Genomic DNA, 23,887 nt, shown 5'->3' on the forward strand with positions numbered 1-23,887 from the left:
GACTTAAAGCAGATATTTACCCGGATTGATGTTCAAGTTTTGTTAATTTATGCGTTCCAGGGAAATGAATCGATGATCATCCTGGGTTTTCAGTCGAAAGTAGCCGTGAACGCCGCTCTCCGACACAAAACGCCGGATTTTCTCCAACCCCAGCTCCAGGGTCAGACCCTGCTCGGTACGTACCACCAGGCGGTTCACCTGCCCCTGGTACATCAACATGATTTCGTCGCGGCCAAGGGAGAGCCGAAAAGTGTATTGCCTCATGTCACCTCCTGGTCATCCATGAAAAACGGGCAGGAGAGCCAGGCTCCCCTGCCCGCCGTCGTGACGCTTACTGTGCCAGCGCCTTGCTCACCTTCTCGAACAGATCCCGCGCCAGCCCGTCCAGGTTGGCCAGGCGGGTCAGCTCGGCGCGAACCAGCGCCTTGCGCCCCTCATCGAGCCGCTTGAACTGGATAAGCGGGGTGATGAGGCGGGACGCCACCTGGGGATTGACCTCGTTGAGCTCGATCAAGAGATCGGTCAGGAAGCGATAGCCGCTGCCATCGGCGGCGTGGAACTGCACCTGGTTGTTCATGGCGAAGCTGCCGATGAGCGCCCGCAGCCGGTTCGGGTTGCGGATGCTGAAGGTCGGGTGCGCCATCGCCTGCTTCACGTCATCGAGCACATCCTTGGCCGGCTTGGCCCCCACCAGCCGCAGCCAGTTGTCCAGTACCAGGCCATCATGGGCCCACTTGCCTTCGAAGTCGGCCAAGAGCGCGGCGCGGCACGGCAGCAGATGGCTGTTGGCCACCTGGAGCGCCGCCAGGGTGTCGGTCATGTTGTCGGCAGCCCCGTACTGCTCGCGCACCAGGGTATCGGCCTTCGCGGCATCCAGCGCCGCCAGATAACCCAGCACCACACCCTTGAGGGCCCGCTTGGCCATGTCGGCATGGACCACCTGATAAGCCGGCAGACGCAGGCTCTCGTAGCACGCCAGCAGGCGGTCACCAAAGGCGTGGGCCAGAGCAGTCTGAATGCCGTTGCGCACCTGATGGATGGCGTCGATGTCGGCCACCTCGAACAGCTCGGCCAGGGTCGCCTCCCCCGGCAGGGCCAGGATCTCTGCCTTGAGGGCGGGATCCAGTGCAGCCTCGTCCAGAATGGCGACAAAGGCCGCCAGCAGGGTGTGGGAGAGTTCAATCCCCTGCCCGTGCTGGACCCGGGCAACCCCGTCGATCACCGCCTTGTTGATCAGCATCTGGGCCGCATCCCAGCGGGCAAACTCGTTGCGGGCATGGCGCATCAGGAAGGCCAGGGCCTCGTCGCTGTAGTCATAGTGCAGCTTGACCGGGGCGGAGAAGTCCCGCAGCAGGGAAGGTACTGGCCTGACCGGTACCCGATCGAATTCGAAAGTCTGCTGTGCTTCCAGCACGTCCAGCACATTGCCAATGGCCTTGCCCTGGTATTGCAGCGGGATGACGGCACCCTGCTCATCGTAGAGCTCGATGTCGAGGGGGATATGCAGCGGCAGCTTTTGTGGCTGATCCTGGGTCGGCGGCGTGTGCTGGCTCACGTGCAGACGATAGACACCACTTTCGGCATCGTACTCGTCGGTCACGGTGAGCTCGGGGGTGCCGGATTGGCTGTACCAGCGGCGGAAGCGAGCGAGATCCACCCCGGAGGCATCCTCCATCGCCTGCACGAAGTCGTCGCAGGTGGCAGCAGAGCCGTCGTGACGCTCGAAGTAGAGGCGCATGCCCGCCTGGAAGGCGTCCTCCCCCAGCAGGGTGTGCATCATGCGGATCACTTCAGAGCCCTTCTCGTAGACGGTCAGGGTGTAGAAGTTGTTCATCTCGATCACCACATCCGGGCGGATGGGGTGGGCCATGGGGCCGGCATCTTCGGCAAACTGCGGACCGCGCACGGTGCGCACGTTGTTGATGCGGTTGACGCCGCGCGACCCCAGATCGGAGGAGAACTCCTGATCCCGGAACACCGTCAGCCCCTCTTTGAGGCTTAACTGGAACCAGTCGCGGCAGGTGACACGGTTGCCGGTCCAGTTGTGGAAGTATTCGTGACCGATCACCCGCTCGATGCCGTGGTAGTCCGCATCGGTGGCAGTGGCCGGGTTGGCCAGCACGAACTTGGAGTTGAAGATGTTGAGCCCCTTGTTCTCCATGGCTCCCATGTTGAAGAAGTCCACCGCCACGATCATGTAGATGTCGAGGTCATACTCGAGGCCGAAACGCTGCTCGTCCCAGCGCATGGAGTTGATGAGGCTCTCCATGGCGAAACCGGCGCGGTCCAGGTTGCCCTTGTCCACGAAGATCTCGAGCGCCACCTGGCGGCCGCTTTTGGTAATGAAGTGGTTGCGCTCCACGTCGAAGTCACCGGCCACCAGGGCAAACAGGTAACTCGGCTTGGGGAAGGGATCCTGCCACTGCACGAAGTGGCGACCGTCGTCCAGATCGCCGCTCGCGACCTTGTTGCCATTGGAGAGCAGATAGGGGTACTTGGCCTTGTCGGCGGTGATGCGGGTACTGTAACGGGCCAGGATGTCCGGCCTGTCCATGTAATAGGTGATACGACGAAAGCCCTCGGCCTCGCACTGGGTGCAATAGGCATCGCCGGATTTGTAGAGCCCCTCCAGCGCCGTGTTGGCGGCGGGATCAATGTCGGTGACCACGGTCAGCACGCACTCGGCCGGCAGGTTGAACAGGGTCAGGCTGCTCTCTCCCTGCTCGTATTGCTGATAGGGCACGCCATCCACACTGACACTGACAAGGTCAAGCCCCTCGCCGTCCAGCACCAGGGGCTCGTTGTGATCGCCGCTGCGACGCAAACGGGAGATGGCGGTGACCCGGGTCAGGGGCTCTTGCAGCTGAAAATCGAGATCCAGGCTGTCACACCAATAGAGGGGAGCCTGGTAATCCTGGCGATATTTGGCCGTCATGGCCTGAGGTTGTTCAGTCATTATTGTGTGCTTCCACGCTTTGTTATTGACGTGTCAGAGGCTGTCACAAGGCTCGGACAGGGTCAAATAGTTTGCATTCAGGCAAAAGAAAGGGCGACCCGAGTCGCCCTTGTCATTTCGTTGCCAGCATCAGCTCTTCTTGCTGAGGGTGGCCAGATCCGCCGTGATGTTGGCCGCTTCCACCTGGTATTCGTCAGGTGCCTCGAAATCGGTCGGCAGTTCATCCAGGCTCTTCACCGTCGGCTTGCCAAGACGGGTCAGCCGCTCGTTGGCTCGCGCCAGCGCCTTCTCGTCCTGTTTGGCCTGTTCAGCCAGCCGCTCGGCTTCGTTCAGGGAGACCGACTTCTTGTCCTTGTCCGCCTGATACTCCTTGATGTCCTGCAGCACATAGGCAAATTCCGGATCCTTGGTGATCCGCGCCTCGTGGGCCGCTTTCAGCTTGGGCAACAGGCTGGAGAAGTCCCCCAGTCGCTCGTAGCTGGCCGAGGCGATCTTGTCCCAGGGCAAGGCGTTGAACTCGCGGCTCTCCCCCGTCTCCCCCGGCGCCACTGCGGTCGGGAAGGCGATATCGGGTGCAACCCCTTTGTTCTGGGTACTGCCGCCATCGATACGGTAGAACTTGGCGATGGTGTACTGCACGTGACCCAGCGGCTGCTCGTAGAAGTCATAGACCTTTGCGAGGCTGCGATGCTGCTGCACCGTCCCCTTGCCGAACGAGTTTTCGCCGAGGATCAGCGCACGACCATAGTCCTGCATGGCGGCGGCGAAGATCTCGGACGCCGAAGCGCTGTAGCGGTCGATCATCACCGACATGGGGCCACCGTAGTAGACATTGCCGTCGTCGTCACCATTGACGGTGATGCGACCCATGTGATCACGGATCTGCACCACGGGACCACTGGCGAAGAACAGACCGCTCAGGGCGGAGGCTTCCGTCAGGGCACCGCCGCCGTTGCCGCGCAGATCGACGATGAGGCCGTCGATCTTCTGCTTGTTGAGGCTGGAGATCTCCTTGATCACGTCGTCGTGCAGGTTGACGTAGAAGCTCGGGATCTCGAGCACGCCGATCTTCTTGCCCTCGGCGGTGATCACCTTGGACTTGGCGGCTCTGTCTTCCAGACGCACCTTGTCACGCACCAGCTCCACCAGCTCGGTCTTGGCGGTTGCACCCTTGCCGCGCTGGATCTCCAGCTTCACCTTGCTGCCCTTGGGCCCCTTGATGAGCTCGACCACGTCGTCAAGACGCCAGCCAATGACATCCACAATCTTGCCGTCGTCCTGCCCCACCCCGGTGATCTTGTCATCGGGTTTCAGGTGATTGGACTTGGCCGCCGGGCCGCCTGGCACCAGGGAGCGGATGACGGTAAAGTCATCTTCCGCCTGCAGCACGGCCCCAATCCCCTCCAGCGAGAGGTTCATCTCGGTGTTGAACCGATCGGCGCTGCGCGGAGACAGATAGCTGGTGTGCGGTTCGATGGCGCGGGCGAAGGAGTTCATGAAGAGCTGGAACACGTCCTCGCTCTCGGTCTGGGACATCCGCTTGATGGCGTTGTTGTAACGCTTGCCAAGCAGCTCCTTGATCTCGGGCCACTCCTTGCCGCTGAGCTTGAGGCTCAGGGCATCGAACTTGACCCGCTGACGCCACAGCTCGTTGAGCTCGGCTTCATCCTTGGGCCAGGGAGCCCCTTCCCGATCGAAGACGTAATTGTCTTTCTGGGTAAAATCGAAGGGAGTGTCGAGCAGTTTGAGGGCGTATTCGAACCGCTCGTACCGCCGCTGCTGACTCAGGTTGAACATCTCGTAGGCCGGAGCCAGCCGCCCTCGCTCGAGGTCGGTGTCAAAACCGGTACGATATTTCTCAAAACGGCTGATGTCAGAGGCCAGAAACAGGTTGCGGCTGTAGTCCAGATTCTCCAGATACTTGTCAAAGATCACGGAGGAAAAGGCGTCGTCCAGCTTGAACTGTTTGTAGTGGGAGCGGGTAAACAGATTGGCAATTCGCTTGCTGGCCGTAGCATGTTGGCTCTCTTGAGCCAACACAGGCAAATCACTTTCCTTGAGCACCGGCTCGATGGCCTGTGCGAGCCCGGCAAGCGCCAAGCTACAGGCAACGAGTGAAAAACGAATCACGCCATGCTTCAACATTCGTCTCCTTAGAGAACCAGATGCTCGAACTTGACCCGCAACATCATGCCGGTCTGCAATTGAACCTGTACGTCATCCTTGGTCACTTCTTTGATGGTCGCAGGCACAGGGGACTTGCCCAGCACGACGCGAACGCCCTGCTCGACTTTCAGGGTAGCGGCATCCACTTTCACCAGCGGCGCATCGGCGACCGGTGCAGCCTTGGGAGCAGGGGCGGACTTGGGCTTGTCGGAGCGGGGAGCGTCAGCCTTGCGCGGCGCGTTGCGACGCGGCTGCTTGGGCTTGTCTTCCTTCTCCTTGGTGTTGGTGCGGCGGCTGGCAAAGACACGTTCCTTGCTCTCCTTGAGCGCCTGTTTGGCATGCTCGATGTGCTCTTCGGTGAGCAGCTCGCCCGGGTTGCCGTCCAGATCGACACGGGCCTGGCCAGCCTTGAGGCCATGCAGGTAACGCCAGCTGGAGGTGTATTGACGCAGAGCAGAGCGCAGCATGGTCTTGGAGACTCTCTCGTCATCAGCAAGACGCGCGGCCAGATCCTGGAAGATGCCAATCTTGAGTGGCTTGGCCTCTCCTTCAGCGATGAAGCAGGCCGGGAATTTCTCGACCAGGTAGGCGACGATCTCTTTACTGTTCTTCAGCTTTTCAGTGTTTTCCATGTATAACCTTGGCTTTCATATAGACGCACGGGCATGCCCGAACACAACAAAGGCCCCATTATAGAGAGCTTGGGACCTTTTGCGAACCATCTAGCAATGACTTAGAGCATGCTTTCCAAAATTTGCACCGTTTCTTCGAGGCCAATCCGGTCCTGCTCGTCAAAGCGGTTAAAGATTGGACTGTCGATGTCCAGCACCCCGATGATCTCCCCGCCACGGCGCAGCGGGATCACGATTTCCGAGTTGCTGGCACCGTCACAGGCGATGTGACCCGCAAACTGGTGCACGTCGTCCACCAGCTGGGTCTTGCCATCGGCCACCGCTGTGCCACAGACGCCGCGCCCGACCGGGATGCGCACACAGGCCGGCTTGCCCTGGAACGGGCCGAGCACCAAGGTCTCTCCTTGCAGCAGGTAGAAACCAACCCAGTTGATGTCAGCCAGTTCCTGATTGAGCAGTGCAGACAGGTTTGCCAGGGTAGCGATCATGTCGGGTTCGCCCTCTAGCAATGCCTGGGCCTGCTGGTTGAGCGTGCGATAAAATGCTTGTTTTTCAATCATGATTAAATGAACTTCACTCCTTGATAATCCATGCAAGGTACCGTCCTGCCTGAAAATTTCAAATCAATTTTCAATTATCCCCCCTCCTGGGGCCCGATGAGAGTCCGTTCAACGTGCCGCGCCCAACGTCAGTTGATGGCGCTGGCCATTGCTCCACTCGATGGTCAGGAGCCAGTCCATCGCCTCGGTCGTACAACTTCCCACCTGGGTCACCCCTCGCCACCCCGTTTGGCTGGGTTCAAACAGCACGGGGATGAGCCCCATGAACATCTCCTTGCCCTCGAGCCAGGCCTTGACCGGCGTGATGGCCGGCACACCCCCTTGAAGGCGCAGGACAAAGTCATGTTCAGGGCGGATCGGCAAGCCATCGATGCTGACCGTCAGCGGGCGATCCCCGACGATGAGGCGGCAGGGGCTGTGGGACAGATCACAAATCTGAACATTGGTGCCCTCTTCATGGTCGCTTCCAGTGCCTGAAAACCAGGTTCGATAGGCCATCAGGGAGAGCAAAATGACCAGCACCATGGACAGGTGGACGATTTTGCGTGAAGTGAGTCTCTCTTTCATGAAAAAACAGCTCTGTAAGGTACGTTGAAAATGTAATTTTCGTGATCTGGCGCAAGGTAAAAACTGGCGGACATGAGACCCGCTGGAGCCAAATATATCACTGTTTGTACTGTTATTTTACCGGTCATTTCAGTATCATTCTCAATGGATTTTCATTTAACCACCTTTTGCTTTTCCTTTTATTAACAGATGTTAACGAGAGGATTTTGCAAAACCGGGGTGAAAATGGCCCAGGACACCGGGCAACACAAACAACAGCATCGGAAGCGGAATACAACGATGAGCCATACAACAAACCACCCTGAGTACAACTACACCGTTGTGCGCCAGTTCACCGTCATGACGATTGTCTGGGGTATCGTCGGCATGTCGGTGGGTGTATTGATTGCAGCCCAGCTGATCTGGCCTGCCCTCAACTTCGACACCCCCTGGCTGACGTACAGCCGTCTGCGTCCCCTGCATACCAATGCGGTCATCTTCGCATTTGGTTGCAGCGCCCTGATGGCCACCTCCTTCTACGTGGTGCAACGCACCTGTCAGGTCCGGCTGTTTGGTGGTCCCCTCGCCTCCTTCGTGTTCTGGGGCTGGCAGGCGATCATTCTGTCTGCAGCCATCTCGCTGCCGCTGGGGTACACCACCTCCAAAGAGTACGCCGAGCTGGAGTGGCCCATCGACATCGCCATCGCCGTGGTCTGGGTGAGCTATGCCATCGTCTTCTTCGGCACCCTGATCAAACGCACCACCTCCCACATCTATGTGGCGAACTGGTTCTTCGGTGCCTTCATCATCACGGTTGCCGTGCTGCACATCGTCAACAACATGGAAGTGCCCCTCTCCGGCATGAAGTCCTACTCCATGTACTCCGGTGCCATGGATGCCATGGTGCAGTGGTGGTATGGCCACAACGCGGTGGGCTTCCTGCTGACGGCGGGCTTCCTTGGCATGATGTACTATTTCGTGCCCAAGCAGGCGGGTCGCCCCGTCTACTCCTACCGCCTCTCCATCGTGCACTTCTGGGCGCTGATCTCCCTCTATATCTGGGCCGGTCCGCACCACCTGCACTATACCGCCCTGCCTGACTGGGCCCAGTCGCTGGGCATGGTGATGTCCCTCATCCTGTTCGTGCCCTCCTGGGGCGGCATGATCAACGGCATCATGACCCTCTCGGGTGCCTGGCACAAGCTGCGTTATGACCCCATTCTGCGCTTCCTGATCGTCTCCCTGTCGTTCTACGGCATGTCGACCTTCGAAGGTCCCATGATGGCGATCAAGACCGTCAACGCCCTCTCCCACTACACCGACTGGACTATCGGTCACGTTCACTCCGGTGCCCTGGGCTGGGTTGCCATGGTGTCCATTGGCGCCGTCTACCACCTGATCCCGAACCTGTTCGGGCAGGGGCGCATGTACAGCATCAAACTCATCAACGTCCACTTCTGGCTGGCCACCGTGGGCACCGTGCTCTATATCGTCGCCATGTGGATTTCCGGTGTGATGCAGGGCCTGATGTGGCGTGCGGTCAACGACGACGGCACCCTGACCTACAGCTTCGTGGAGGCGCTGCAAGCTTCCTATCCCTTCTACTTCGTGCGCTTCCTGGGTGGCTGCTTCTTCGTCACCGGCATGCTGCTGATGGCCTACAACGCCTACCGCACCGTCACTGCGCCCAAGGGTTCTCTGGAACCCGTCGCACAGCCAGCCTGATTTGAAGGGGTTTAAAGCATGAGCAACAACAACCGTCACGAGATTTTTGAAAAAAGCGTCCCCATGCTGGTCATTGGCATCATCTTCGCCATCAGCCTGGGGGGCCTGGTGGAAATCACCCCCCTGTTCTTCCAGAAGCAGACCAACGAGCCGGTGGAGGGCCTCAAGCCCTACACCGCCCTGCAGATGGAAGGACGCGACATCTACATCCGCGAAGGCTGCACCGTCTGCCACAGCCAGATGATCCGCCCGTTCCGCGCCGAGACCGAGCGCTACGGCCACTACTCGGTTGCCGGCGAGAGCGTGTGGGAGCACCCCTTCCTGTGGGGCTCCAAGCGTACCGGCCCGGATCTGGCCCGGGTCGGCGGTCGCTACTCAGATGACTGGCATCGCGCCCACCTCATCAACCCGCGCGACGTGGTGCCCGAGTCCAACATGCCGGCCTTCCCCTGGCTCGAGACCAATGTGCTGAGCGGCGAGCTGACCGGCAAGAAGCTGGCTCTGTTCCGGGATCACTTCGGGGTGCCCTACACCGATGCCGACATCGCCGGTGCCGGTGAGGCCGTCAAGGGCAAGACCGAGCTGGATGCGCTGATCGCCTATCTGCAATCACTGGGCCATGCCCTGAAATAAGGAGTCGGGATATGGATTACGGCACATTTCGCGGCCTGTACACCCTGCTGCTGATGGTCATCATGATTGGCATCATCGTCTGGGCCTACAGCAAGCGCCGCAAGGCTTCTTTCGACGAGGCCGCCAACCTGGTTTTTGCCGATGACGAGCAACCCAGTGCTGATAACAAGAACGCAGGAGCGAAGCAATAATGAGCACTCTGTTTAGCATTTTTGTGACCGTCATAAGCCTTGGCACCATTCTCGGCTGCTTCCTGCTGCTGGCCTGGTGCATGAAGGACAAGATGGGGGCCGAAGAGGGCAAACCCATGGGTCACACCTTCGACGGCATCGAGGAGATCAACAATCCCCTGCCGAAGTGGTGGTCCTATATGTTCCTCTTCTTCATCGTCACCGGGCTCATCTACCTGCTCGCCTTCCCGGGCCTTGGCAACTTCAAGGGTCTGCTGGGCTGGCAGAGCTCCAACCAGGATGTGCGTTCCCTGGCCGAGTCCAAGGCGGCGGCCGAGTCTGCCAAGGCCGAAGGACGCGCGGTGGAATACGACCGGGAACTCGCCAAGGCTGACGAGATCTACGGCGCCAAGTTCCGCGAGCTGACCTATCAGGCTGACGGCAAGAGCTACAAGGAGATCACCGAGATCGCCAAGGATCCGGAAGCCCTGAAGGTGGGTCAGCGCCTGTTCCTGCAAAACTGTTCCCAGTGTCATGGCTCCGATGCCCGTGGTGGCCGAGGTTTCCCGAACCTGACCGACAGCGAATGGCAGTGGGGCGGCGCACCCGACCAGATCAAGACCACCATCATGGGCGGTCGTCAGGGGATCATGGCCGCCTGGGGCGAGATCCTGGGTCAGGACGGGGTGAAGGAGGTGGCCTCCTATGTGCTGAGCCTCTCCGGTCGCAAGGTTGATCTGGTGGAAGCCAAGAAAGGGGAAGCACGCTTTGCCATGTGCGCCGCCTGCCACGGTCCGGATGCCAAGGGCGGCATCGCCTTCGGCGCACCGGATCTCACCAACAACATCTGGCTCTATGGCGGCTCCCGTCAGGTGGTCGAACAGACCATCACCCACGGGCGCCACGGCGTGATGCCGGCCTGGAAGGACATTCTGGGGGAAGACAAGGTACATCTGCTCGCTTCCTACGTTTACAGCTTGTCCCACAACGATCGGCAAAATCAGCAGTAACATGTGATAAGCACGTGATTAATCAGCAAAAAGCCTCGACTCTTCGAGGCTTTTTGTTATCTTGTGTTGGCTGAATTACCGCCATTTCGTTAACCATTTGTTTCGGTAGCATCATGACTCAACCCTGGTATCGCCAATTCTGGCCCTGGTTCATCATCGCCCTCCCCTGCGCCGCCGTGGTAGGCAGCATCGCCACCGCCATCATTGCCAGCAAGGATGGGGTCAACCTGGTGGCGGAGGACTACTACAAGCAGGGCAAGGAGATTAACCAGGATCTCAGCAAGTTCGATCGCGCCGAGGCGCTCGGCATCCGTATCGCCCTCAATGTCAGCGACAAGGAGCTGACCTTGACTCCCCTGGCAGGGAAGATCCCACCAGGACAAGCACTGCACCTCTCCCTGTTTCATCCCACGTTGGCGGGCCTGGACAGCGAACATCTGCTGACGGCCGATGGCAAGGGAGTCTATCGCCTGATGCTGGACAAGCCCCTCACCGGCAAGTGGCACGTGCGGGTCGATGCCTTCAACCATGAATGGCGCCTCCAGGAGACGGCACAACTGCCGACTCAGGCAGCGATTGAGCTCGATCCCAAGGGACGTTGAATCACGAAGGCAGGGTGATCGGCACGCCGGTCAGCCGCCCTTCTCCCCGACCCGGCCTGCAGGGCTGCATCAAAGAGGGATGATCACCATGACCGGCTGTTTTCACTGTGGTGAACCGGTTCCCACTGGCAGTAACTTTACTCTCGAGATCAAAGGCATCGTTCAGCCGATGTGCTGCCCTGGCTGCCAAGCCGTGGCACAGACCATTCTCGAATGCGGCCTCGCCAGTTATTACGAACACCGCACCGCTCCCGGCATCAAGGGGGAGCTGGTGCCCGAAGAGCTCGCCGCCCTCACCCACTACGATCTGGCGGAGGTGCAGCAGGAGTTCGTCACCGACACCGGTACGGGTCGCGAAACTACGCGCGAGATCCAGCTGACGGTGGAAGGCTTGACCTGCGCCGCCTGTGCCTGGCTCATCGAGCGGCACCTGATGACCCTGCGCGGTCTGCGTTACATCAACGTCAATACCACCACCCATCGCGCCCGCATCAAGTGGGATCCGGCCCAGCTCTCTTTGAGCGACATTCTCAAGGGCTTTGCCAGGGTCGGCTATCGCGCCTATCCCTTCCAGACTCATCAGCAGGAAGCGCTCTACGCCAAAGAGGTGCGCAGCTACATGTTCCGCATGGCGCTGGCCGGGCTTGGATCCATGCAGGTGATGATGTGCGCCGTGGCACTCTACATGGACCTCTTCATCAGCGTGGAAGAGGAGTTCATGATCTACTTCAAGTGGATAAGCCTTCTGCTCTCCACCCCCATCATGATCTACTCGGCCCAGCCTTTTTACGTGGGGGCATGGCGCAGCCTGAAGCAGGGGCACCTCTCCATGGATGTCTCGGTGTCGCTGGCACTGATCGGCGCCTTCGTCGCCTCCATCTGGGCCACGGTCTTCAACACGGGTGAGGTCTATTACGACTCCATCACCATGTTCGTCTTCTTCCTGCTGTTGGGCCGTCTGCTGGAACTGCGAGCGAGGCGCAAGGCGTCGGAATCGAGCTCCAACCTGGCGCGCCTGGTGCCCATCATGGCGACTCGCATCGATGATGACGGCGAACACGAGGTGGCCGCCAAGACGCTGCGAGTCGGAGACAGGGTGCGGGTACTCGCGGGGGCCACTCTGCCAGCCGACGGCATCGTCACCCTGGGCCAGGCCAGCCTCAACGAATCCATGCTGACTGGCGAACAGTTGCCTCTGCTCAAGCAGGCCGGGGATCCCGTCTATGCAGGCACCATCAATACCGATGCCCCCCTGGAGATCCGGGTCAGCCATTCCATTGAAGAGTCGCGTCTCGCCCAGATCATGCGCCTGCAGGATCATGCTCTGGACGACAAGCCCGCCATCGCCCAACTGGCGGACGTGCTGTCGCGCCACTTTATCCTGGTGCTCCTGATCATTGCGGCTGCGGTCTGGACCTTCTGGCATTTTCATCAGCCCGAACGGGCCTTCTGGGTCACCCTGGCGGTGCTGGTGGCGACCTGTCCCTGCGCCCTCTCGCTGGCCACCCCGACCGCACTGACCTCGGCCACTGCCAACCTGACCCGCAGCGGCATTCTGCTGCGCCGCGGCCACGTGCTGGACATTCTGACCCGGGCCAACCGCATCGTGATGGACAAGACGGGGACCCTGACCACGGGCAACATCAGCCTGATGAGCACCCAACCCCTCGGCGAGCTCGACGCAACCCGCTGCCTCGCCCTCGCCCAGGCCCTGGAAACCTACTCCGAGCATCCCATCGCCCGTGCGTTTCGAAGCAAACCACTGGCGGACGGGGTGCAGCTCACCGCCAGCGACGTCACCCCCGTCATCGGCCACGGCGTGCAGGGAGTGATTGAGGGCAAGCATTACCGCATCGGCAGTGCACGCTGGCTCGAACTGGCGCAGGAAGAGAGTGCCGCTCAAGGGCTGGCCATCTATCTGGCCGATGAACACGGACTGCTGGCCCGTTTCATCCTGGCCGACACACTGCGCCCCGATGCCGGTGCACTGATCCAGGCCTTCAAGACGGCCGGCCTCAAGACCACCATCCTCACCGGCGACGGTTCGGACCAGGCGGACATGCTGGCCCGCGAGCTGGGGGTCGATGAGCTGGTAAAAGGGGTCACCCCGGACGGCAAGCTGGCCTACCTCAAGGCCCGGGAAGCGGCCGGGGATATCAGCATCATGGTGGGAGATGGCATCAACGACGCCCCTGTGCTGGCCGGCGCTCACGCTTCTTTTGCCATGGCGGGGGGCACGGATCTGGCCAAGAACAGCGCCGACGCCATCCTGCTGGCCGACGATCTCTCCCGTCTGCTGGCCGCCCGGGCCCGGGCCCTGCGCACTCGCAAGATCATCAAGGAGAACTTTGCCTGGTCCATCGGCTACAACCTGCTTGTGCTGCCGCTGGCGGCCAGTGGCTGGCTCCCCCCTTATCTGGCGGCTGCTGGCATGTCCCTGAGCTCCCTCATCGTGGTCACCAACTCCATGCGGCTCAACCGGTGAGCAGCCGTCTGGCATCCTCCCGGGTGGCGGCACCTCTTGCCTCGCCGGGTTATCATCCCCCTTTCACCACAGGGTCTGCGCCATGAACATCATCTTCGTCCTCATCCCCATCGCCATCCTGTTCGTTGTCATTGCAGGAGCCGTCTTCTTCTGGGCCATCCGCTCCGAGCAGTTCGAGGATCTCGACAGGCAGGGCTCCAACATCCTGTTTGACGAGGAGCAGCGCCCCTTGCCCTCCCCTGAACAACAAGCAGAACAGGAAAGCAGGCCTCATGACCAGCAGCCTTGACCTCATGGGCGCCCTGCTGGTCGGGCTTGCCGGTGCCGGCCACTGCATCGGCATGTGCGGCGGCGTGTCTGCAGCGCTCTCCATGGCCATACCTACCGAGCAGCAGCATTTTTGGGGCAGGCTCGGTTATCTGCTCAACTACAACCTGGGGCGCATCCTGAGCTATGTGCTGGCGGGCGCGCTGGTGGGCGGCTTGCTCGCCACCACCACGGAGATAGGCGCCGGCAAACACGCCCTGGCAGGGCTTCGCCTCATCGCCGCCCTGCTCATGATAGCGCTCGGCCTCTACTTGGCTGGCTGGTGGCATGGCGCCTTGCTGCTCGAGCGCATCGGTGCGAAGTTCTGGCCTCTCATCAAGCCGCTGGCAGGCAGGTTTCTCCCGTTTACATCAGCCTGGCAGGCCCTCCCCTTTGGCATGATATGGGGCTGGCTCCCTTGCGGCCTCGTCTACTCCATGCTGACCTGGAGCGCTGCTGCAGGCTCCGCGAGTGGCGGGGCACTCATCATGCTCTTTTTCGGCCTCGGCACTCTGCCGACCCTGTTTGCGCTGGGGGGGCTGGCAGACCGATTACGCTACTGGCTCACCCTGCGCAGCCTGCGCCTTGGGGGCGCCTTGCTGCTTATTGCCTACGGGATCCACACCCTCTGGATCGGGATGGCGTCCTTTTGAAACCCTATCCAAAACGGATGAGATGGTGGTAAACTTGTTTGATATAAATCAATTATTCATTTGAGCCTATGATCCCGGACAAGAAACCTGGCAGACGTATTCAGAGCGGTGGCTGTGCAATTCATTGCCAGGATTGCAGCATCAGCCAGCTCTGCATCCCCTTCACCCTGAACGACAACGAGCTCGATCAGCTCGACAGCATCATCGAGCGCAAAAAGCCGATCCAGAAGGGTGAAGAGTTGTTCAAGGCCGGCGATGAGCTCAAGTCGCTCTATGCCATCCGTTCCGGGACCATCAAGTCATACACCATCACCGAACAGGGTGACGAACAGATCACCGCTTTCCACCTGGCGGGCGATCTGGTCGGCTTTGACGCCATCCACAAGCAGGCCCACCCCTCCTTCGCCCAGGCGCTGGAAACCGCCATGGTGTGCGAAATACCGTTCGATGTGCTCGACGACCTCTCTGGCAAGATGCCCAAACTGCGCCAGCAGATCATGCGGCTGATGAGCAACGAGATCATGGGCGACCAGGAGATGATACTGCTGCTCTCCAAAAAGAACGCCGAAGAGCGCCTCGCTGCCTTCCTGCACAATCTCTCGGTTCGTTTCTCCGAGCGCGGCTTCTCCGCCAAGGAGTTCCGCCTCTCCATGACCCGTGGGGACATCGGCAACTACCTCGGTCTCACCGTCGAGACCATCAGCCGCCTGCTGGGTCGTTTCCAGAAATCCGGTCTCATCAGCGTCAAAGGCAAATACATTACTGTACTGGACAACGTTGCCTTGGGCGTCATGGCCGGAGCCACTCGTCCTCCCTGCGGTTAATCCCCGTTTATTCCCTCTTTTGCCGGATCGGATCACCCTGAAATTTGATCCGGCACACCTTCCCGTCTCCCCCCTTGGACTAAGCTGTAATAGCTAAAGAGTTGCCATCATTGGCCTTATTGCCAAGGAGGAGAACATGGTCAAGTACCGAAACATTCTGGTGGTGATCAATCCCGAGGAGGAGCGCCAGATCGCGCTCGAGCGCGCGGTCAAGGTCGCCGAGCTGGATGAGGGCGCCCAGCTGACCCTGCTCCTGACGATTTACGACTTCTCTTACGAGATGACCGCCATGCTCTCGGCAGACGAGCGGGAAGAGATGCGCCATGGTGTCATCGCCCAGCGTCGGGAGTGGCTCGACGAGATCCTCACTCCCTATCGGGCCAGAGGACTGGAATGCGAAGTGAAAGTGCTCTGGCACAACCGTCCCTTCGAGTGCGTCATTCAGGAAGTGCTGGAACAGCGTCACGATCTGGTTGTCAAGGCGACTCACAAGCACTCCTTCCTGCAAACCTTCATCTTCACCCCCACCGACTGGCACCTGCTGCGCAAATGCCCCTGTCCGGTTCTGCTGGTAAAAGAAGGGCACTGGCAACGGGGGGGCAACCTGATTGCCGCCATCAACTGCTCGAGCGATGACAAGGAGCAGAAGGTGCTCAACGAGCGGATCACCCGCGAGGGAATCGCCATCGCCGAGCTGCTTGGTGCCAGTCTCTATCTGGTCAACACCTACCCGGGCACCCCGGTCAATGTCGCCATCGAACTGCCAGAGTTCGATCCCAACGCCTACAACGATGCCATTCGCAAACACCATGAAGATCTGCTGCGGGAACATGCCGATCAGTTCGGCATCAACCACATGTGGACCAAGGTGGCGGAAGGCTTGCCGGAGGAGGTGCTGCCGGACATGGCGGACGATCTGAATGCCACCCTGATGATCATGGGATGCGTCGGCCGTACCGGCCTCTCTGCCGCCCTGCTTGGCAACACCGCCGAGCACGTGGTGGACAGGCTCAACTGCGACATTCTCATCCTCAAACCCGACGATTACAGCTGCCCTGTGGATGACAGGCGTCATCCTGCATAAGCGTTTCTTGCCCTCCCCCGGGACATGGCTATAATAAGCCGCTTATTTTTGTCCCGGGTTTGAGGCCATGCTAGAAGAGCTTAACGCCAAAGAGAAATACAGTTTCAACAAGCTGCAGAAACGCCTGCGGCGCAACGTGGGCCAGGCCATCGCCGACTTCAACATGATTGAAGAGGGTGACAAGATCATGGTCTGCCTGTCTGGCGGCAAGGACAGCTTTGCCATGCTCGACATCCTGATGAGCCTGAAGGCCAGCGCCCCCATCCATTTCGATCTGGTGGCCGTCAACCTGGATCAGAAGCAACCCGGCTTCCCCGAGCACGTGCTGCCCGAATACCTGAGCACCCTCGGCATCGACTTCAAGATCGTGGAAGAAGATACCTACTCCATCGTCAAGGAGAAGGTACCGGAGGGCAAGACCACCTGCGCGCTCTGCTCCCGCCTGCGCCGCGGTATTCTGTATCGCACCGCCCAGGAGCTGGGCTGCACCAAGATCGCCCTTGGCCATCACCGTGACGACATCCTCGAGACTCTGTTCCTCAACATGTTTTACGGTGGCAAGCTCAAATCCATGCCCCCCAAGCTGGTGAGCGACGATGGCAAGAACGTGGTGATCCGCCCCCTGGCTTACTGCAAGGAGAAAGACTTGGTGCGCTATGCCGAGGTCAAGGCCTTCCCCATCATCCCCTGCAACCTGTGCGGCTCCCAGGAGAACCTGCAGCGCCAGGCCATCAAACAGATGATGCAGGAGTGGGATCGCCGCTTCCCGGGTCGTCTCGAAACCATGTTCACCGCCATTCAGGACGTGATCCCGAGCCACCTGCTCGATCACCAGCTGTTTGACTTCAAGAGCATCAACCGCGACTCCGGCATCATCGACGGTGGCGACAAGGCATTTGATCCGCCCGAGCTGCCCAAGGCGCCGCTGCTGGACATCGACGAGATGGACATGCTGGACGTGATTGAGGTGCGCTAAGCCCCGTCACCCACAGAAAAGGAGCGCCAGGCGCTCCTTTTTTCATTCTGGCAATCTGCGGACTCGGGTCGCTACCCCTTATGCAGCCAGGGGGTCAGACGCAGGATCTCCCCTTGCAGTTGCAGCTTGCCCTGGGCAAACCCCTTCAGCTGCGCATTGCTGAGCAGCAGTTGCCCCTGCTGCCAGGAGACGGCCTCCTGACGGGCCCCCTCCACAAGGTAGGCTGTGCCTGCGGGCGCCACCATGGAGATCCGCACCCCTTCCATCTTGGGCAGGAAATACTGGCCGACCATGCCGGCCATCTTGTCGAGCAATCGCTGCATCTGCTGCTGGCGCGAGACGAGCTCGGCCAGCGGCACCTCGGGTGTGGCGGGGGCGTCAGCCATCACCTGTACCGACAGATCGCAGGCGGCGTGGGCCTCGGTGAGCCCCACCACCACGATCGCCTTGTCGAGGTTGAGATCATCGTCATAGGGCAGACGCAGTTCGCCATCCACCGTGACCTCGGCGGGCACATCCCTGTCCGGGGTCGAGACCCGGGCCGAGGTGAGCCCGCATCGCCGACCGTTCTGTTGACTGGCCAGATAAAAGCCCAGTCTGGCGTGGCCAAATTCCCCCTTGGCGAAGGTCTTCATCTGGCTGTAGAAGGTGCCGTAGTCGAGTTCAAGGGACGGCTCAGCCTGTCCCAGCATGGGTACCAGCAGGAGCGCCGCCATCCCGTATCGCTTGTTCATATGCCATCCTTTTGCATCATGCTCCGGGCGGGTCGACACCGGCTGACCCCTGGTATCCCGTTATGCGTTGAAATGATCCGGGCCCTGCCCGTCGTTGCCACTGGCAACCTCGGTCACTTCGACTGCCACCCCACACAGATCCCGGTAGAGAATGCCCTTGCAGTTGAAGTAGAGCGGCGCCACCCAGATAAGTCCCAGCCCCATGGGGATGAGCGCCAGGAAGAAGAGTGCCAGCATGACCCCGTGCAGCAGCACTATGCTGGGCCAGCCCCGGGCAAAGAGCTTGAGGGAGACCAGAATGGCCTGAGCCGGGGAAAGACCGCGCTCCAGGACCAGAGGTACGGTAAACACCAGCCCCATGCCCACCAGGGCGGAAGGGATGAAGGCCAGCATCACCGGCACACCCAGCAGCTCGAACAGGGGTCCAAACAGGCTGGTGATGAGGCTGCCGAGCAGACTCAGGCTGCCCAGGCGCAGGAAGTGGCGGAAGAAGTCGAACACCTGGCTCGGCCGGGCGCGCACCCCCACCGACTGCTGCAACCCCAGCATGTCGAGGGAGGAGGTCATGGGTGACATGATCACCGTGACCAGCAGGCTCAGGATCAGGGCCATATCCATATCCCCTCCTTCACGGGCGACATAGGGCGTCAGCAAGGTATTGCTCAGCAGGATCCAGATTGCCATGACCCCGGCGATGGCCAGCGCCAATCCGAAACCGGTACGACGAGTCTGTTGCCACCCCTCTTTCAACACCCCTTGCAGGTCCAGACGATATCCCTGGCTGAGGGACTGTTCGAGGGTTCCACCGATCCGCATTCTATTACTCAATTGACTGTCCAACATTCACTGACGACTGATCCAAGGTGGCACATTATAGCGGTTTGAACCGGCATGCGTAGCCGTTTTTCCTGTTATCTTCCGTTCAGAAAGCCATTGATACCAAAGGCCTTGCAGCCCTTCTTGATGAGGTTCCCCTCACCCTTGGCCCCTCTGTCCAACGGGAGTAGGATGATGGCGCGCGCTGGCGGACGAGATGTCCACTGGCTCTTCTCTCTCACACAAGGAAAACGGTCATGTCCGAACTGACGCTCTATCTTGCCCCCGGTACCTGTGCCATGGCGGTGCGCATCGCTCTGGTGGAGGCCGGTGCCCCTCACCTTGTCAAGCGCCTGGATCTGGCCGCTGGTGAACAGCGCAGCCCCGACTACCTCGCCATCAATCCCAAGGGGCGAGTCCCGGCACTGGTGACGGAGCATGGCGTGCTGACCGAAACACCGGCCCTGCTGCTCTACGTGGCCCAGCGTTTTCCTAACGCCGGGCTGGCCCCATTGGATGACCCCTTCCTCCTGGCCAGGATGCAGGAGGTACACAGTTTCCTCGTCTCCACCGTCCATGTCGCCCATGCCCATGGACGCCGTCCCGGCCGCTGGGCCGACGATGAACAGGCCATGGCTGCCATGCAGGCCAAGATGCCCCAGAACATGCGCGATGGCTTTGACCAGATTGAGCGCCACTATCTGGCCGGCCCCTGGGTACTGGGGGAGCGCTTCAGCCTGGCCGACATCTACCTCTTCGTGATTGCAGGCTGGCTCGAGAGCGACGGGGTTGCCATCAGCGAGTTTCCCAAGGTGGCGGATCACTATCAGCGCATGCTGGCCCGCCCCGCAGTGCAGGCGGCGCTCGCCCTCTGATCTCCTCGCGCCGGGTACGCCTTTTTGTGCGGGCAACATCCGGCGACGCCTCTCAGACGGGTGCTCTTCTGGCACCCGTTTCTTCTGAAATTGCCCTGTCACTGAGATCGTTTTCACATTTTCGTCATCACTGCCTAGACCCGTTAACGGTTAACACCTATCTTTCGCCCTAATGACGCAACCGGTTGCGTAACCGATTGCCCAACTCAATATCCATATGCGGTCCCAGGCCGCCGAGGTGCTGTATGAAACGAGGCAAGCTGCTCAATGCTCCCTTAAGCGCGCTGGTCGCGCAGATGGGCCACACCGACGAGATCACCGTCTGCGACGCTGGCCTGCCCATTCCGGCAGGCCCCGAGCGTATCGATCTGGCGCTGATGGCGGGCACCCCCAGCCTTGAAACCGTACTGACCGCCCTGCTCACCGATCTGGTGGTGGAGAAGGTGATCATGGCAAGCGAGATCAAGCAGATCAGCCCCGCCGCCCATCAGGCGCTGGTGGATCAGCTGGAGGCCCACGCCGCGGCTCAAGGCAAGCCCATCACCATCGAGTACTGCCTGCACGAAGCGTTCAAGGCTCGCTCCTGCCAGAGCAAGGCAATCGTGCGCAGCGGCGAGGTGACTCCCTACGCCAACCTGATCCTCTGCGCCGGTGTGGCGTTCTGAATTCTTCAAAGAAGGCCTCTTCAAGGAAGCTGCAAATGAGCACAACCTCCCCCCTCTCACCCATTCTGGAGCTGACCGGGATCGTCAAGACCTTCCCCGGGGTACGCGCCCTCGACGAAGCGGGTCTTCGGGTCTATCCGGGCCAGGTGATGGCCCTGCTCGGCGAAAATGGCGCTGGCAAGTCGACCCTGATGAAGGTGCTGACCGGCATCTACCAGGCCGATGCGGGCAGCATCAGCTATCGCGGCCAGCCGGTTCACTTCAAGGGCCCCCGTGACTCTCAGGATCAGGGGATCAGCATCATCCACCAGGAGCTGAACCTGCTGCCGGAGTTGTCGATTGCCGCCAACATCTTCCTCGGCCGAGAGCCCCGTACCCGTTTTGGCAGCATCGACCACAAACAGCTGCGCGAACGGGCCAGCACCCTGCTGGCGCGACTTGGCGTCAAGCACGGCCCGGATACCCGACTCGGGGATCTCTCCATCGGTGAACAGCAGATGGTGGAGATCGCCAAGGCGCTGTCGTTCGATGCCAGCGTCATCATCATGGACGAACCCACCGATGCGCTGACCGACACCGAGACCGAGCAGCTCTTCACCGTCATTCGCGAACTGCGCGAGCAGGGCTGCGGCATCGTCTACATCTCCCACCGCCTGAAAGAGATCTTCGAGATCTGCGATCGGGTCACCGTGCTGCGGGATGGCAAGTGGATCGGCGAGCAGGCGGTGAGCGATCTCGATGAAGACAGGATCATCGAGATGATGGTGGGCCGTCGGCTGGAAGAGCAGTACCCGCGCCTGGTGCGCGAGCTCGGCCCGGTCAGCCTGCAGGTGAAGGATCTGGCCGGTCCCGGCGTGCGCGGGGTGAGCTTCTCCCTGCGTCAGGGGGAAATTCTGGGCTTTAGCGGCCTGATGGGCTCCGGCCGCACCGAGCTGATGAAGCTTATCTACGGTGCCAGCCCCATCAGCGCTGGCCAGGTGACGGTAGATGGCCACGCCCTGGTACCCAGAAGCCCGGCCGATGGTCTGGACGCCGGCATCGCCTATATCTCCGAGGATCGCAAGGGTGACGGCCTGGTGCTGGAGCTGTCGGTGCGGGAGAACATGAGCCTGTGCGCCCTCGGCGAGTTCATTCGTGGCGGCAAGATTGACGGCAAGGCCGAGCGCCAGGCGGTAGGGGACTATGTGCGTCTGTTCAACATCAAGACCCCGAGTCAGGATCAGCTGATCAAGCTCCTCTCCGGCGGCAACCAGCAGAAGGTGGCCATCGCCAAGGGGCTGCTGACCCGGCCCAAGGTGCTGATCCTGGATGAACCGACCCGCGGCGTCGATGTCGGCGCCAAGAAGGAGATCTATCAGCTCATCAACCAGTTCAAGAAGGAGGGGATGAGCATCATCCTGGTCTCCTCCGAAATGCCGGAAGTGCTCGGCATGAGTGATCGCATCATGGTGATGCACGAAGGGCGCATCAGCGCAGAATTCAACACCCGCGATGCCAATCAGGAGAAGCTGATGGCAGCGGCAGTCGGTAAACAGTGGCAAGCAGAGCAAGAGGCAGCACAATGACAACCCAAACCCTTTCCCGCCGCGGCGTCATGAGCAAGGCCTGGTGGATCGAGAACAAGTCCCTGGTCGCGCTGCTGGTGCTGATCGGCGTGGTCTCCTTCCTGAGCCCCAACTTCTTCACCGCCGACAACCTGCTCAACATCCTGCGCCAGACATCGGTCAACGCCATCATGGCGGTCGGCATGACGTTGGTCATCCTCACCGCCGGCATCGATCTGTCGGTCGGCTCGGTACTGGCACTGTGCGGCGCCCTGGCCGCCACCATGGTGGCCATGGAGCTGCCCATTGCCCTGGTGATCCCCCTCACCCTGGGGGCCGGCGCCCTGCTTGGCAGCATCAGCGGCCTCATCATTGCCAAGGGCAAGGTACAGGCCTTCATCGCCACCCTGGTCACCATGACCGCCCTGCGCGGCGTCACCATGGTCTACACCGAGGGGCGCCCCATTTCCACGGGCTTCAGTGACGGCGCCGATCACTTCGCCTGGCTCGGGACCGGCTACCTGCTGGGTCTGCCGGTGCCCATCTGGCTGATGGCCATCGTCTTCCTGCTGGCCTGGTACCTGCTCAATCACACTCGCCTGGGCCGCTACATCTATGCCCTCGGCGGCAACGAATCGGCCACCCGCCTCTCCGGTATCAATGTGGATCGGGTCAAGCTCGCGGTGTATGGTCTGTGCGGCATGCTGTCGGCACTGGCCGGGCTCATCGTCACATCCCGCCTCTCGTCCGCCCAGCCCACTGCCGGCATGGGGTACGAGCTGGATGCCATCGCCGCCGTGGTGCTGGGGGGCACCAGCCTGATGGGGGGCAAGGGCCGTATCATGGGTACCCTGATCGGTGCCCTCATCATCGGCTTCCTCAACAATGCCCTCAACCTGCTCGACGTCAGCTCCTATTACCAGATGATCGCCAAGGCCAGCGTGATTTTGCTTGCCGTGATGATCGATAACAAAAGCAACCGTTAACAAGCCACGCCACACACAAGGAATGAAATGATGAAAAAGCTCAATACCCTGCTCGCTGCCGCCATCATGTCCGTGCTGGGCACCGCCCAGGCCGCGGATCACACCCTGGCGATGGTGGTCTCCACCCTCAACAACCCCTTCTTCGTCACCATGAAGGAGGGCGCCGAAGCCAAGGCCAAGGAGCTTGGCTACGAGCTGGTGGTGCTGGACTCCCAGAACGACCCGGCCAAGGAGCTCTCCAACGTGGAAGATCTCACCGTGCGCAAGGTCAACGCCATCCTGATCAACCCGACCGACTCCGAAGCAGTGGGCAACGCCATTCGCCTGGCCAACAAGGCGAACATCCCGGTGCTGACCCTGGACCGCGGCGCAGCCCAGGGTGACGTCAAGGCCCACATCGCCTCCGACAACGTGGCCGGTGGCAAGCTGGCTGGCGACTTCATCGCCGAGAAGCTGGGCAGCGGTGCCAAGGTGATCCAGCTGGAAGGGATCGCAGGTACCTCCGCCGCCCGTGATCGCGGCGAAGGCTTCGCCCTGGCGGTCACCGCCAACAAGCTGCAGGTGCTGGCCTCCCAGCCCGCCGACTTTGATCGCACCAAGGGCCTGAACGTCATGGAGAACCTGCTGGCCGCCCATCCGACCGTGCAGGCGGTGTTCGCCCAGAACGATGAGATGGCGCTGGGTGCCATCCGCGCCGTGCAGGCCGCCGGCAAAGAGGTGATGATCGTGGGCTTTGACGGCACCGACGATGGCAAAGCCGCCGTGGCCAAGGGTAAACTGGCCGCCACCGTGGCCCAGCAGCCCGCCCTCATCGGCGCCATCGGCGTGGAAACCGCCGACAAGGTGCTCAAGGGTCAACCGGTGGAAAAATCCATCCCGGTACCGCTGCAAATCGTCAACAAGTAAGTTGTTGGGGGGAGGTTCGCCTCCCCTCTCTTT

The 23,887-nt window shown here is 60.7% G+C and carries 24 protein-coding genes; 16 read left to right on the forward strand and 8 right to left on the reverse strand.

The window, feature by feature from the left end:
- Positions 1-42: 42 nt before the first annotated feature.
- From BN1120_RS16530 to BN1120_RS16555, 6 genes are all read right to left on the reverse strand, one after another.
- Positions 43-264 (reverse strand): DUF2835 family protein, encoded by a 222-nt coding sequence (locus tag BN1120_RS16530; RefSeq protein ID WP_010674767.1) that lies wholly within the window; start codon positions 262-264, stop codon positions 43-45.
- A gap of 67 nt (positions 265-331) precedes the next feature.
- Positions 332-2,956: an aminopeptidase N gene (gene pepN / locus BN1120_RS16535; protein ID WP_042017078.1), complete on the reverse strand. Its 2,625-nt coding sequence runs from the start codon at positions 2,954-2,956 to the stop codon at positions 332-334.
- A gap of 129 nt (positions 2,957-3,085) precedes the next feature.
- Entirely contained in the window at positions 3,086-5,101 is a 2,016-nt protein-coding gene (gene prc / locus BN1120_RS16540) for a carboxy terminal-processing peptidase (RefSeq protein ID WP_041211433.1), read from the reverse strand.
- Positions 5,102-5,109: 8 nt separating this feature from the next.
- Entirely contained in the window at positions 5,110-5,754 is a 645-nt protein-coding gene (gene proQ, locus BN1120_RS16545) for an RNA chaperone ProQ (protein ID WP_010674770.1), read from the reverse strand.
- Positions 5,755-5,855: 101 nt separating this feature from the next.
- Positions 5,856-6,314, reverse strand: coding sequence for a GAF domain-containing protein (locus BN1120_RS16550; RefSeq protein WP_042017080.1), 459 nt, complete (start codon positions 6,312-6,314; stop codon positions 5,856-5,858).
- Positions 6,315-6,422: 108 nt separating this feature from the next.
- Complete coding sequence (locus tag BN1120_RS16555; protein WP_042017082.1) at positions 6,423-6,881, reverse strand: hypothetical protein; 459 nt, start codon at positions 6,879-6,881, stop codon at positions 6,423-6,425.
- A gap of 279 nt (positions 6,882-7,160) precedes the next feature.
- Here BN1120_RS16555 and ccoN point away from each other — a divergent pair, with 279 nt between their 5' ends.
- The 11 genes from ccoN to ttcA all read left to right on the forward strand — a co-directional run bounded on the left by ccoN (position 7,161) and on the right by ttcA (position 17,328).
- On the forward strand, positions 7,161-8,585 hold the full coding sequence (ccoN, locus tag BN1120_RS16560) for a cytochrome-c oxidase, cbb3-type subunit I (protein WP_042017084.1): 1,425 nt from the start codon (positions 7,161-7,163) through the stop codon (positions 8,583-8,585).
- An 18-nt stretch (positions 8,586-8,603) separates the two neighbouring features.
- The gene (ccoO, locus tag BN1120_RS16565) at positions 8,604-9,218 is read left to right on the forward strand and encodes a cytochrome-c oxidase, cbb3-type subunit II (RefSeq protein WP_010674774.1); all 615 of its coding nucleotides are present in this window, start codon (positions 8,604-8,606) and stop codon (positions 9,216-9,218) included.
- An 11-nt stretch (positions 9,219-9,229) separates the two neighbouring features.
- The gene (locus BN1120_RS16570) at positions 9,230-9,409 is read left to right on the forward strand and encodes a CcoQ/FixQ family Cbb3-type cytochrome c oxidase assembly chaperone (protein WP_010674775.1); all 180 of its coding nucleotides are present in this window, start codon (positions 9,230-9,232) and stop codon (positions 9,407-9,409) included.
- A complete protein-coding gene (gene ccoP / locus BN1120_RS16575) occupies positions 9,409-10,398 on the forward strand; it encodes a cytochrome-c oxidase, cbb3-type subunit III (protein ID WP_039040785.1) in 990 nt (329 codons plus the stop codon). Before BN1120_RS16570 ends, ccoP begins: the two co-directional genes overlap by 1 nt.
- Positions 10,399-10,511: 113 nt before the next feature.
- Positions 10,512-11,000 (forward strand): FixH family protein, encoded by a 489-nt coding sequence (locus BN1120_RS16580; protein ID WP_039040784.1) that lies wholly within the window; start codon positions 10,512-10,514, stop codon positions 10,998-11,000.
- 88 nt (positions 11,001-11,088) lie between these two features.
- Positions 11,089-13,485, forward strand: coding sequence for a heavy metal translocating P-type ATPase (locus BN1120_RS16585; RefSeq protein ID WP_042017166.1), 2,397 nt, complete (start codon positions 11,089-11,091; stop codon positions 13,483-13,485).
- An 82-nt stretch (positions 13,486-13,567) separates the two neighbouring features.
- Complete coding sequence (ccoS, locus tag BN1120_RS16590; RefSeq protein ID WP_039040783.1) at positions 13,568-13,774, forward strand: cbb3-type cytochrome oxidase assembly protein CcoS; 207 nt, start codon at positions 13,568-13,570, stop codon at positions 13,772-13,774.
- Positions 13,758-14,444 (forward strand): sulfite exporter TauE/SafE family protein, encoded by a 687-nt coding sequence (locus BN1120_RS16595; protein ID WP_042017085.1) that lies wholly within the window; start codon positions 13,758-13,760, stop codon positions 14,442-14,444. Before ccoS ends, BN1120_RS16595 begins: the two co-directional genes overlap by 17 nt.
- 68 nt (positions 14,445-14,512) lie before the next feature.
- Complete coding sequence (locus BN1120_RS16600) at positions 14,513-15,268, forward strand: FNR family transcription factor (RefSeq protein ID WP_041215139.1); 756 nt, start codon at positions 14,513-14,515, stop codon at positions 15,266-15,268.
- A gap of 136 nt (positions 15,269-15,404) precedes the next feature.
- Positions 15,405-16,352 carry a universal stress protein UspE gene (gene uspE, locus BN1120_RS16605; protein ID WP_039040780.1) on the forward strand — a complete coding sequence of 316 codons (948 nt, stop codon included), beginning with the start codon at positions 15,405-15,407 and terminating at the stop codon, positions 16,350-16,352.
- Between the two features lie 67 nt (positions 16,353-16,419).
- Positions 16,420-17,328 carry a tRNA 2-thiocytidine(32) synthetase TtcA gene (ttcA, locus tag BN1120_RS16610; RefSeq protein WP_010674783.1) on the forward strand — a complete coding sequence of 303 codons (909 nt, stop codon included), beginning with the start codon at positions 16,420-16,422 and terminating at the stop codon, positions 17,326-17,328.
- A gap of 71 nt (positions 17,329-17,399) precedes the next feature.
- On the opposite strand, the gene BN1120_RS16615 is transcribed toward ttcA, so the two are convergent.
- Both BN1120_RS16615 and BN1120_RS16620 read right to left on the reverse strand, forming a co-directional pair.
- On the reverse strand, positions 17,400-18,062 hold the full coding sequence (locus BN1120_RS16615; RefSeq protein WP_042017087.1) for a DUF2987 domain-containing protein: 663 nt from the start codon (positions 18,060-18,062) through the stop codon (positions 17,400-17,402).
- 60 nt (positions 18,063-18,122) lie between these two features.
- The gene (locus BN1120_RS16620; protein WP_042017089.1) at positions 18,123-18,878 is read right to left on the reverse strand and encodes a DUF2189 domain-containing protein; all 756 of its coding nucleotides are present in this window, start codon (positions 18,876-18,878) and stop codon (positions 18,123-18,125) included.
- 257 nt (positions 18,879-19,135) lie between these two features.
- Between BN1120_RS16620 and BN1120_RS16625 the strand changes: the two genes are divergently transcribed.
- The 5 genes from BN1120_RS16625 (at position 19,136) to rbsB (ending at position 23,854) form a co-directional block, all read left to right on the forward strand.
- Positions 19,136-19,753: a glutathione S-transferase family protein gene (locus tag BN1120_RS16625; protein ID WP_039040777.1), complete on the forward strand. Its 618-nt coding sequence runs from the start codon at positions 19,136-19,138 to the stop codon at positions 19,751-19,753.
- A 245-nt stretch (positions 19,754-19,998) separates the two neighbouring features.
- Entirely contained in the window at positions 19,999-20,418 is a 420-nt protein-coding gene (rbsD, locus tag BN1120_RS16630) for a D-ribose pyranase (RefSeq protein WP_010674787.1), read from the forward strand.
- A gap of 35 nt (positions 20,419-20,453) precedes the next feature.
- Positions 20,454-21,983, forward strand: a complete 1,530-nt coding sequence (gene rbsA, locus BN1120_RS16635; RefSeq protein ID WP_042017090.1) for a ribose ABC transporter ATP-binding protein RbsA — start codon at positions 20,454-20,456, stop codon at positions 21,981-21,983.
- Positions 21,980-22,948: a ribose ABC transporter permease gene (gene rbsC, locus BN1120_RS16640; RefSeq protein ID WP_042017092.1), complete on the forward strand. Its 969-nt coding sequence runs from the start codon at positions 21,980-21,982 to the stop codon at positions 22,946-22,948. The genes rbsA and rbsC overlap by 4 nt, the downstream gene beginning before the upstream one ends.
- A 30-nt stretch (positions 22,949-22,978) precedes the next feature.
- The gene (gene rbsB / locus BN1120_RS16645) at positions 22,979-23,854 is read left to right on the forward strand and encodes a ribose ABC transporter substrate-binding protein RbsB (protein ID WP_010674790.1); all 876 of its coding nucleotides are present in this window, start codon (positions 22,979-22,981) and stop codon (positions 23,852-23,854) included.
- Positions 23,855-23,887: the final 33 nt, after the last annotated feature.

This window comes from Aeromonas caviae (genome assembly GCF_000819785.1).
GTDB classification, from domain to species: Bacteria; Pseudomonadota; Gammaproteobacteria; order Enterobacterales; family Aeromonadaceae; genus Aeromonas; species Aeromonas caviae.

Bases quoted from the DNA above. Each gene is read 5' to 3' on its own strand.
- BN1120_RS16620 (WP_042017089.1), bottom strand. From the start codon at position 18,878: ATGCGGATCGGTGGAACCCTCGAACAGTCCCTCAGCCAGGGATATCGT.
- ccoP (WP_039040785.1), top strand. From the start codon at position 9,409: ATGAGCACTCTGTTTAGCATTTTTGTGACCGTCATAAGCCTTGGCACC.
- proQ (WP_010674770.1), bottom strand. From the start codon at position 5,754: ATGGAAAACACTGAAAAGCTGAAGAACAGTAAAGAGATCGTCGCCTAC.
- ttcA (WP_010674783.1), top strand. From the start codon at position 16,420: ATGCTAGAAGAGCTTAACGCCAAAGAGAAATACAGTTTCAACAAGCTG.
- rbsA (WP_042017090.1), top strand. From the start codon at position 20,454: ATGAGCACAACCTCCCCCCTCTCACCCATTCTGGAGCTGACCGGGATC.
- BN1120_RS16580 (WP_039040784.1), top strand. From the start codon at position 10,512: ATGACTCAACCCTGGTATCGCCAATTCTGGCCCTGGTTCATCATCGCC.
- BN1120_RS16530 (WP_010674767.1), bottom strand. From the start codon at position 264: ATGAGGCAATACACTTTTCGGCTCTCCCTTGGCCGCGACGAAATCATG.
- uspE (WP_039040780.1), top strand. From the start codon at position 15,405: ATGGTCAAGTACCGAAACATTCTGGTGGTGATCAATCCCGAGGAGGAG.
- rbsD (WP_010674787.1), top strand. From the start codon at position 19,999: ATGAAACGAGGCAAGCTGCTCAATGCTCCCTTAAGCGCGCTGGTCGCG.
- ccoO (WP_010674774.1), top strand. From the start codon at position 8,604: ATGAGCAACAACAACCGTCACGAGATTTTTGAAAAAAGCGTCCCCATG.
- ccoS (WP_039040783.1), top strand. From the start codon at position 13,568: ATGAACATCATCTTCGTCCTCATCCCCATCGCCATCCTGTTCGTTGTC.
- BN1120_RS16570 (WP_010674775.1), top strand. From the start codon at position 9,230: ATGGATTACGGCACATTTCGCGGCCTGTACACCCTGCTGCTGATGGTC.
- rbsB (WP_010674790.1), top strand. From the start codon at position 22,979: ATGAAAAAGCTCAATACCCTGCTCGCTGCCGCCATCATGTCCGTGCTG.
- BN1120_RS16585 (WP_042017166.1), top strand. From the start codon at position 11,089: ATGACCGGCTGTTTTCACTGTGGTGAACCGGTTCCCACTGGCAGTAAC.
- rbsC (WP_042017092.1), top strand. From the start codon at position 21,980: ATGACAACCCAAACCCTTTCCCGCCGCGGCGTCATGAGCAAGGCCTGG.
- BN1120_RS16600 (WP_041215139.1), top strand. From the start codon at position 14,513: ATGATCCCGGACAAGAAACCTGGCAGACGTATTCAGAGCGGTGGCTGT.
- BN1120_RS16615 (WP_042017087.1), bottom strand. From the start codon at position 18,062: ATGAACAAGCGATACGGGATGGCGGCGCTCCTGCTGGTACCCATGCTG.
- BN1120_RS16550 (WP_042017080.1), bottom strand. From the start codon at position 6,314: ATGATTGAAAAACAAGCATTTTATCGCACGCTCAACCAGCAGGCCCAG.
- prc (WP_041211433.1), bottom strand. From the start codon at position 5,101: ATGTTGAAGCATGGCGTGATTCGTTTTTCACTCGTTGCCTGTAGCTTG.
- pepN (WP_042017078.1), bottom strand. From the start codon at position 2,956: ATGACTGAACAACCTCAGGCCATGACGGCCAAATATCGCCAGGATTAC.
- BN1120_RS16555 (WP_042017082.1), bottom strand. From the start codon at position 6,881: ATGAAAGAGAGACTCACTTCACGCAAAATCGTCCACCTGTCCATGGTG.
- BN1120_RS16595 (WP_042017085.1), top strand. From the start codon at position 13,758: ATGACCAGCAGCCTTGACCTCATGGGCGCCCTGCTGGTCGGGCTTGCC.
- BN1120_RS16625 (WP_039040777.1), top strand. From the start codon at position 19,136: ATGTCCGAACTGACGCTCTATCTTGCCCCCGGTACCTGTGCCATGGCG.
- ccoN (WP_042017084.1), top strand. From the start codon at position 7,161: ATGAGCCATACAACAAACCACCCTGAGTACAACTACACCGTTGTGCGC.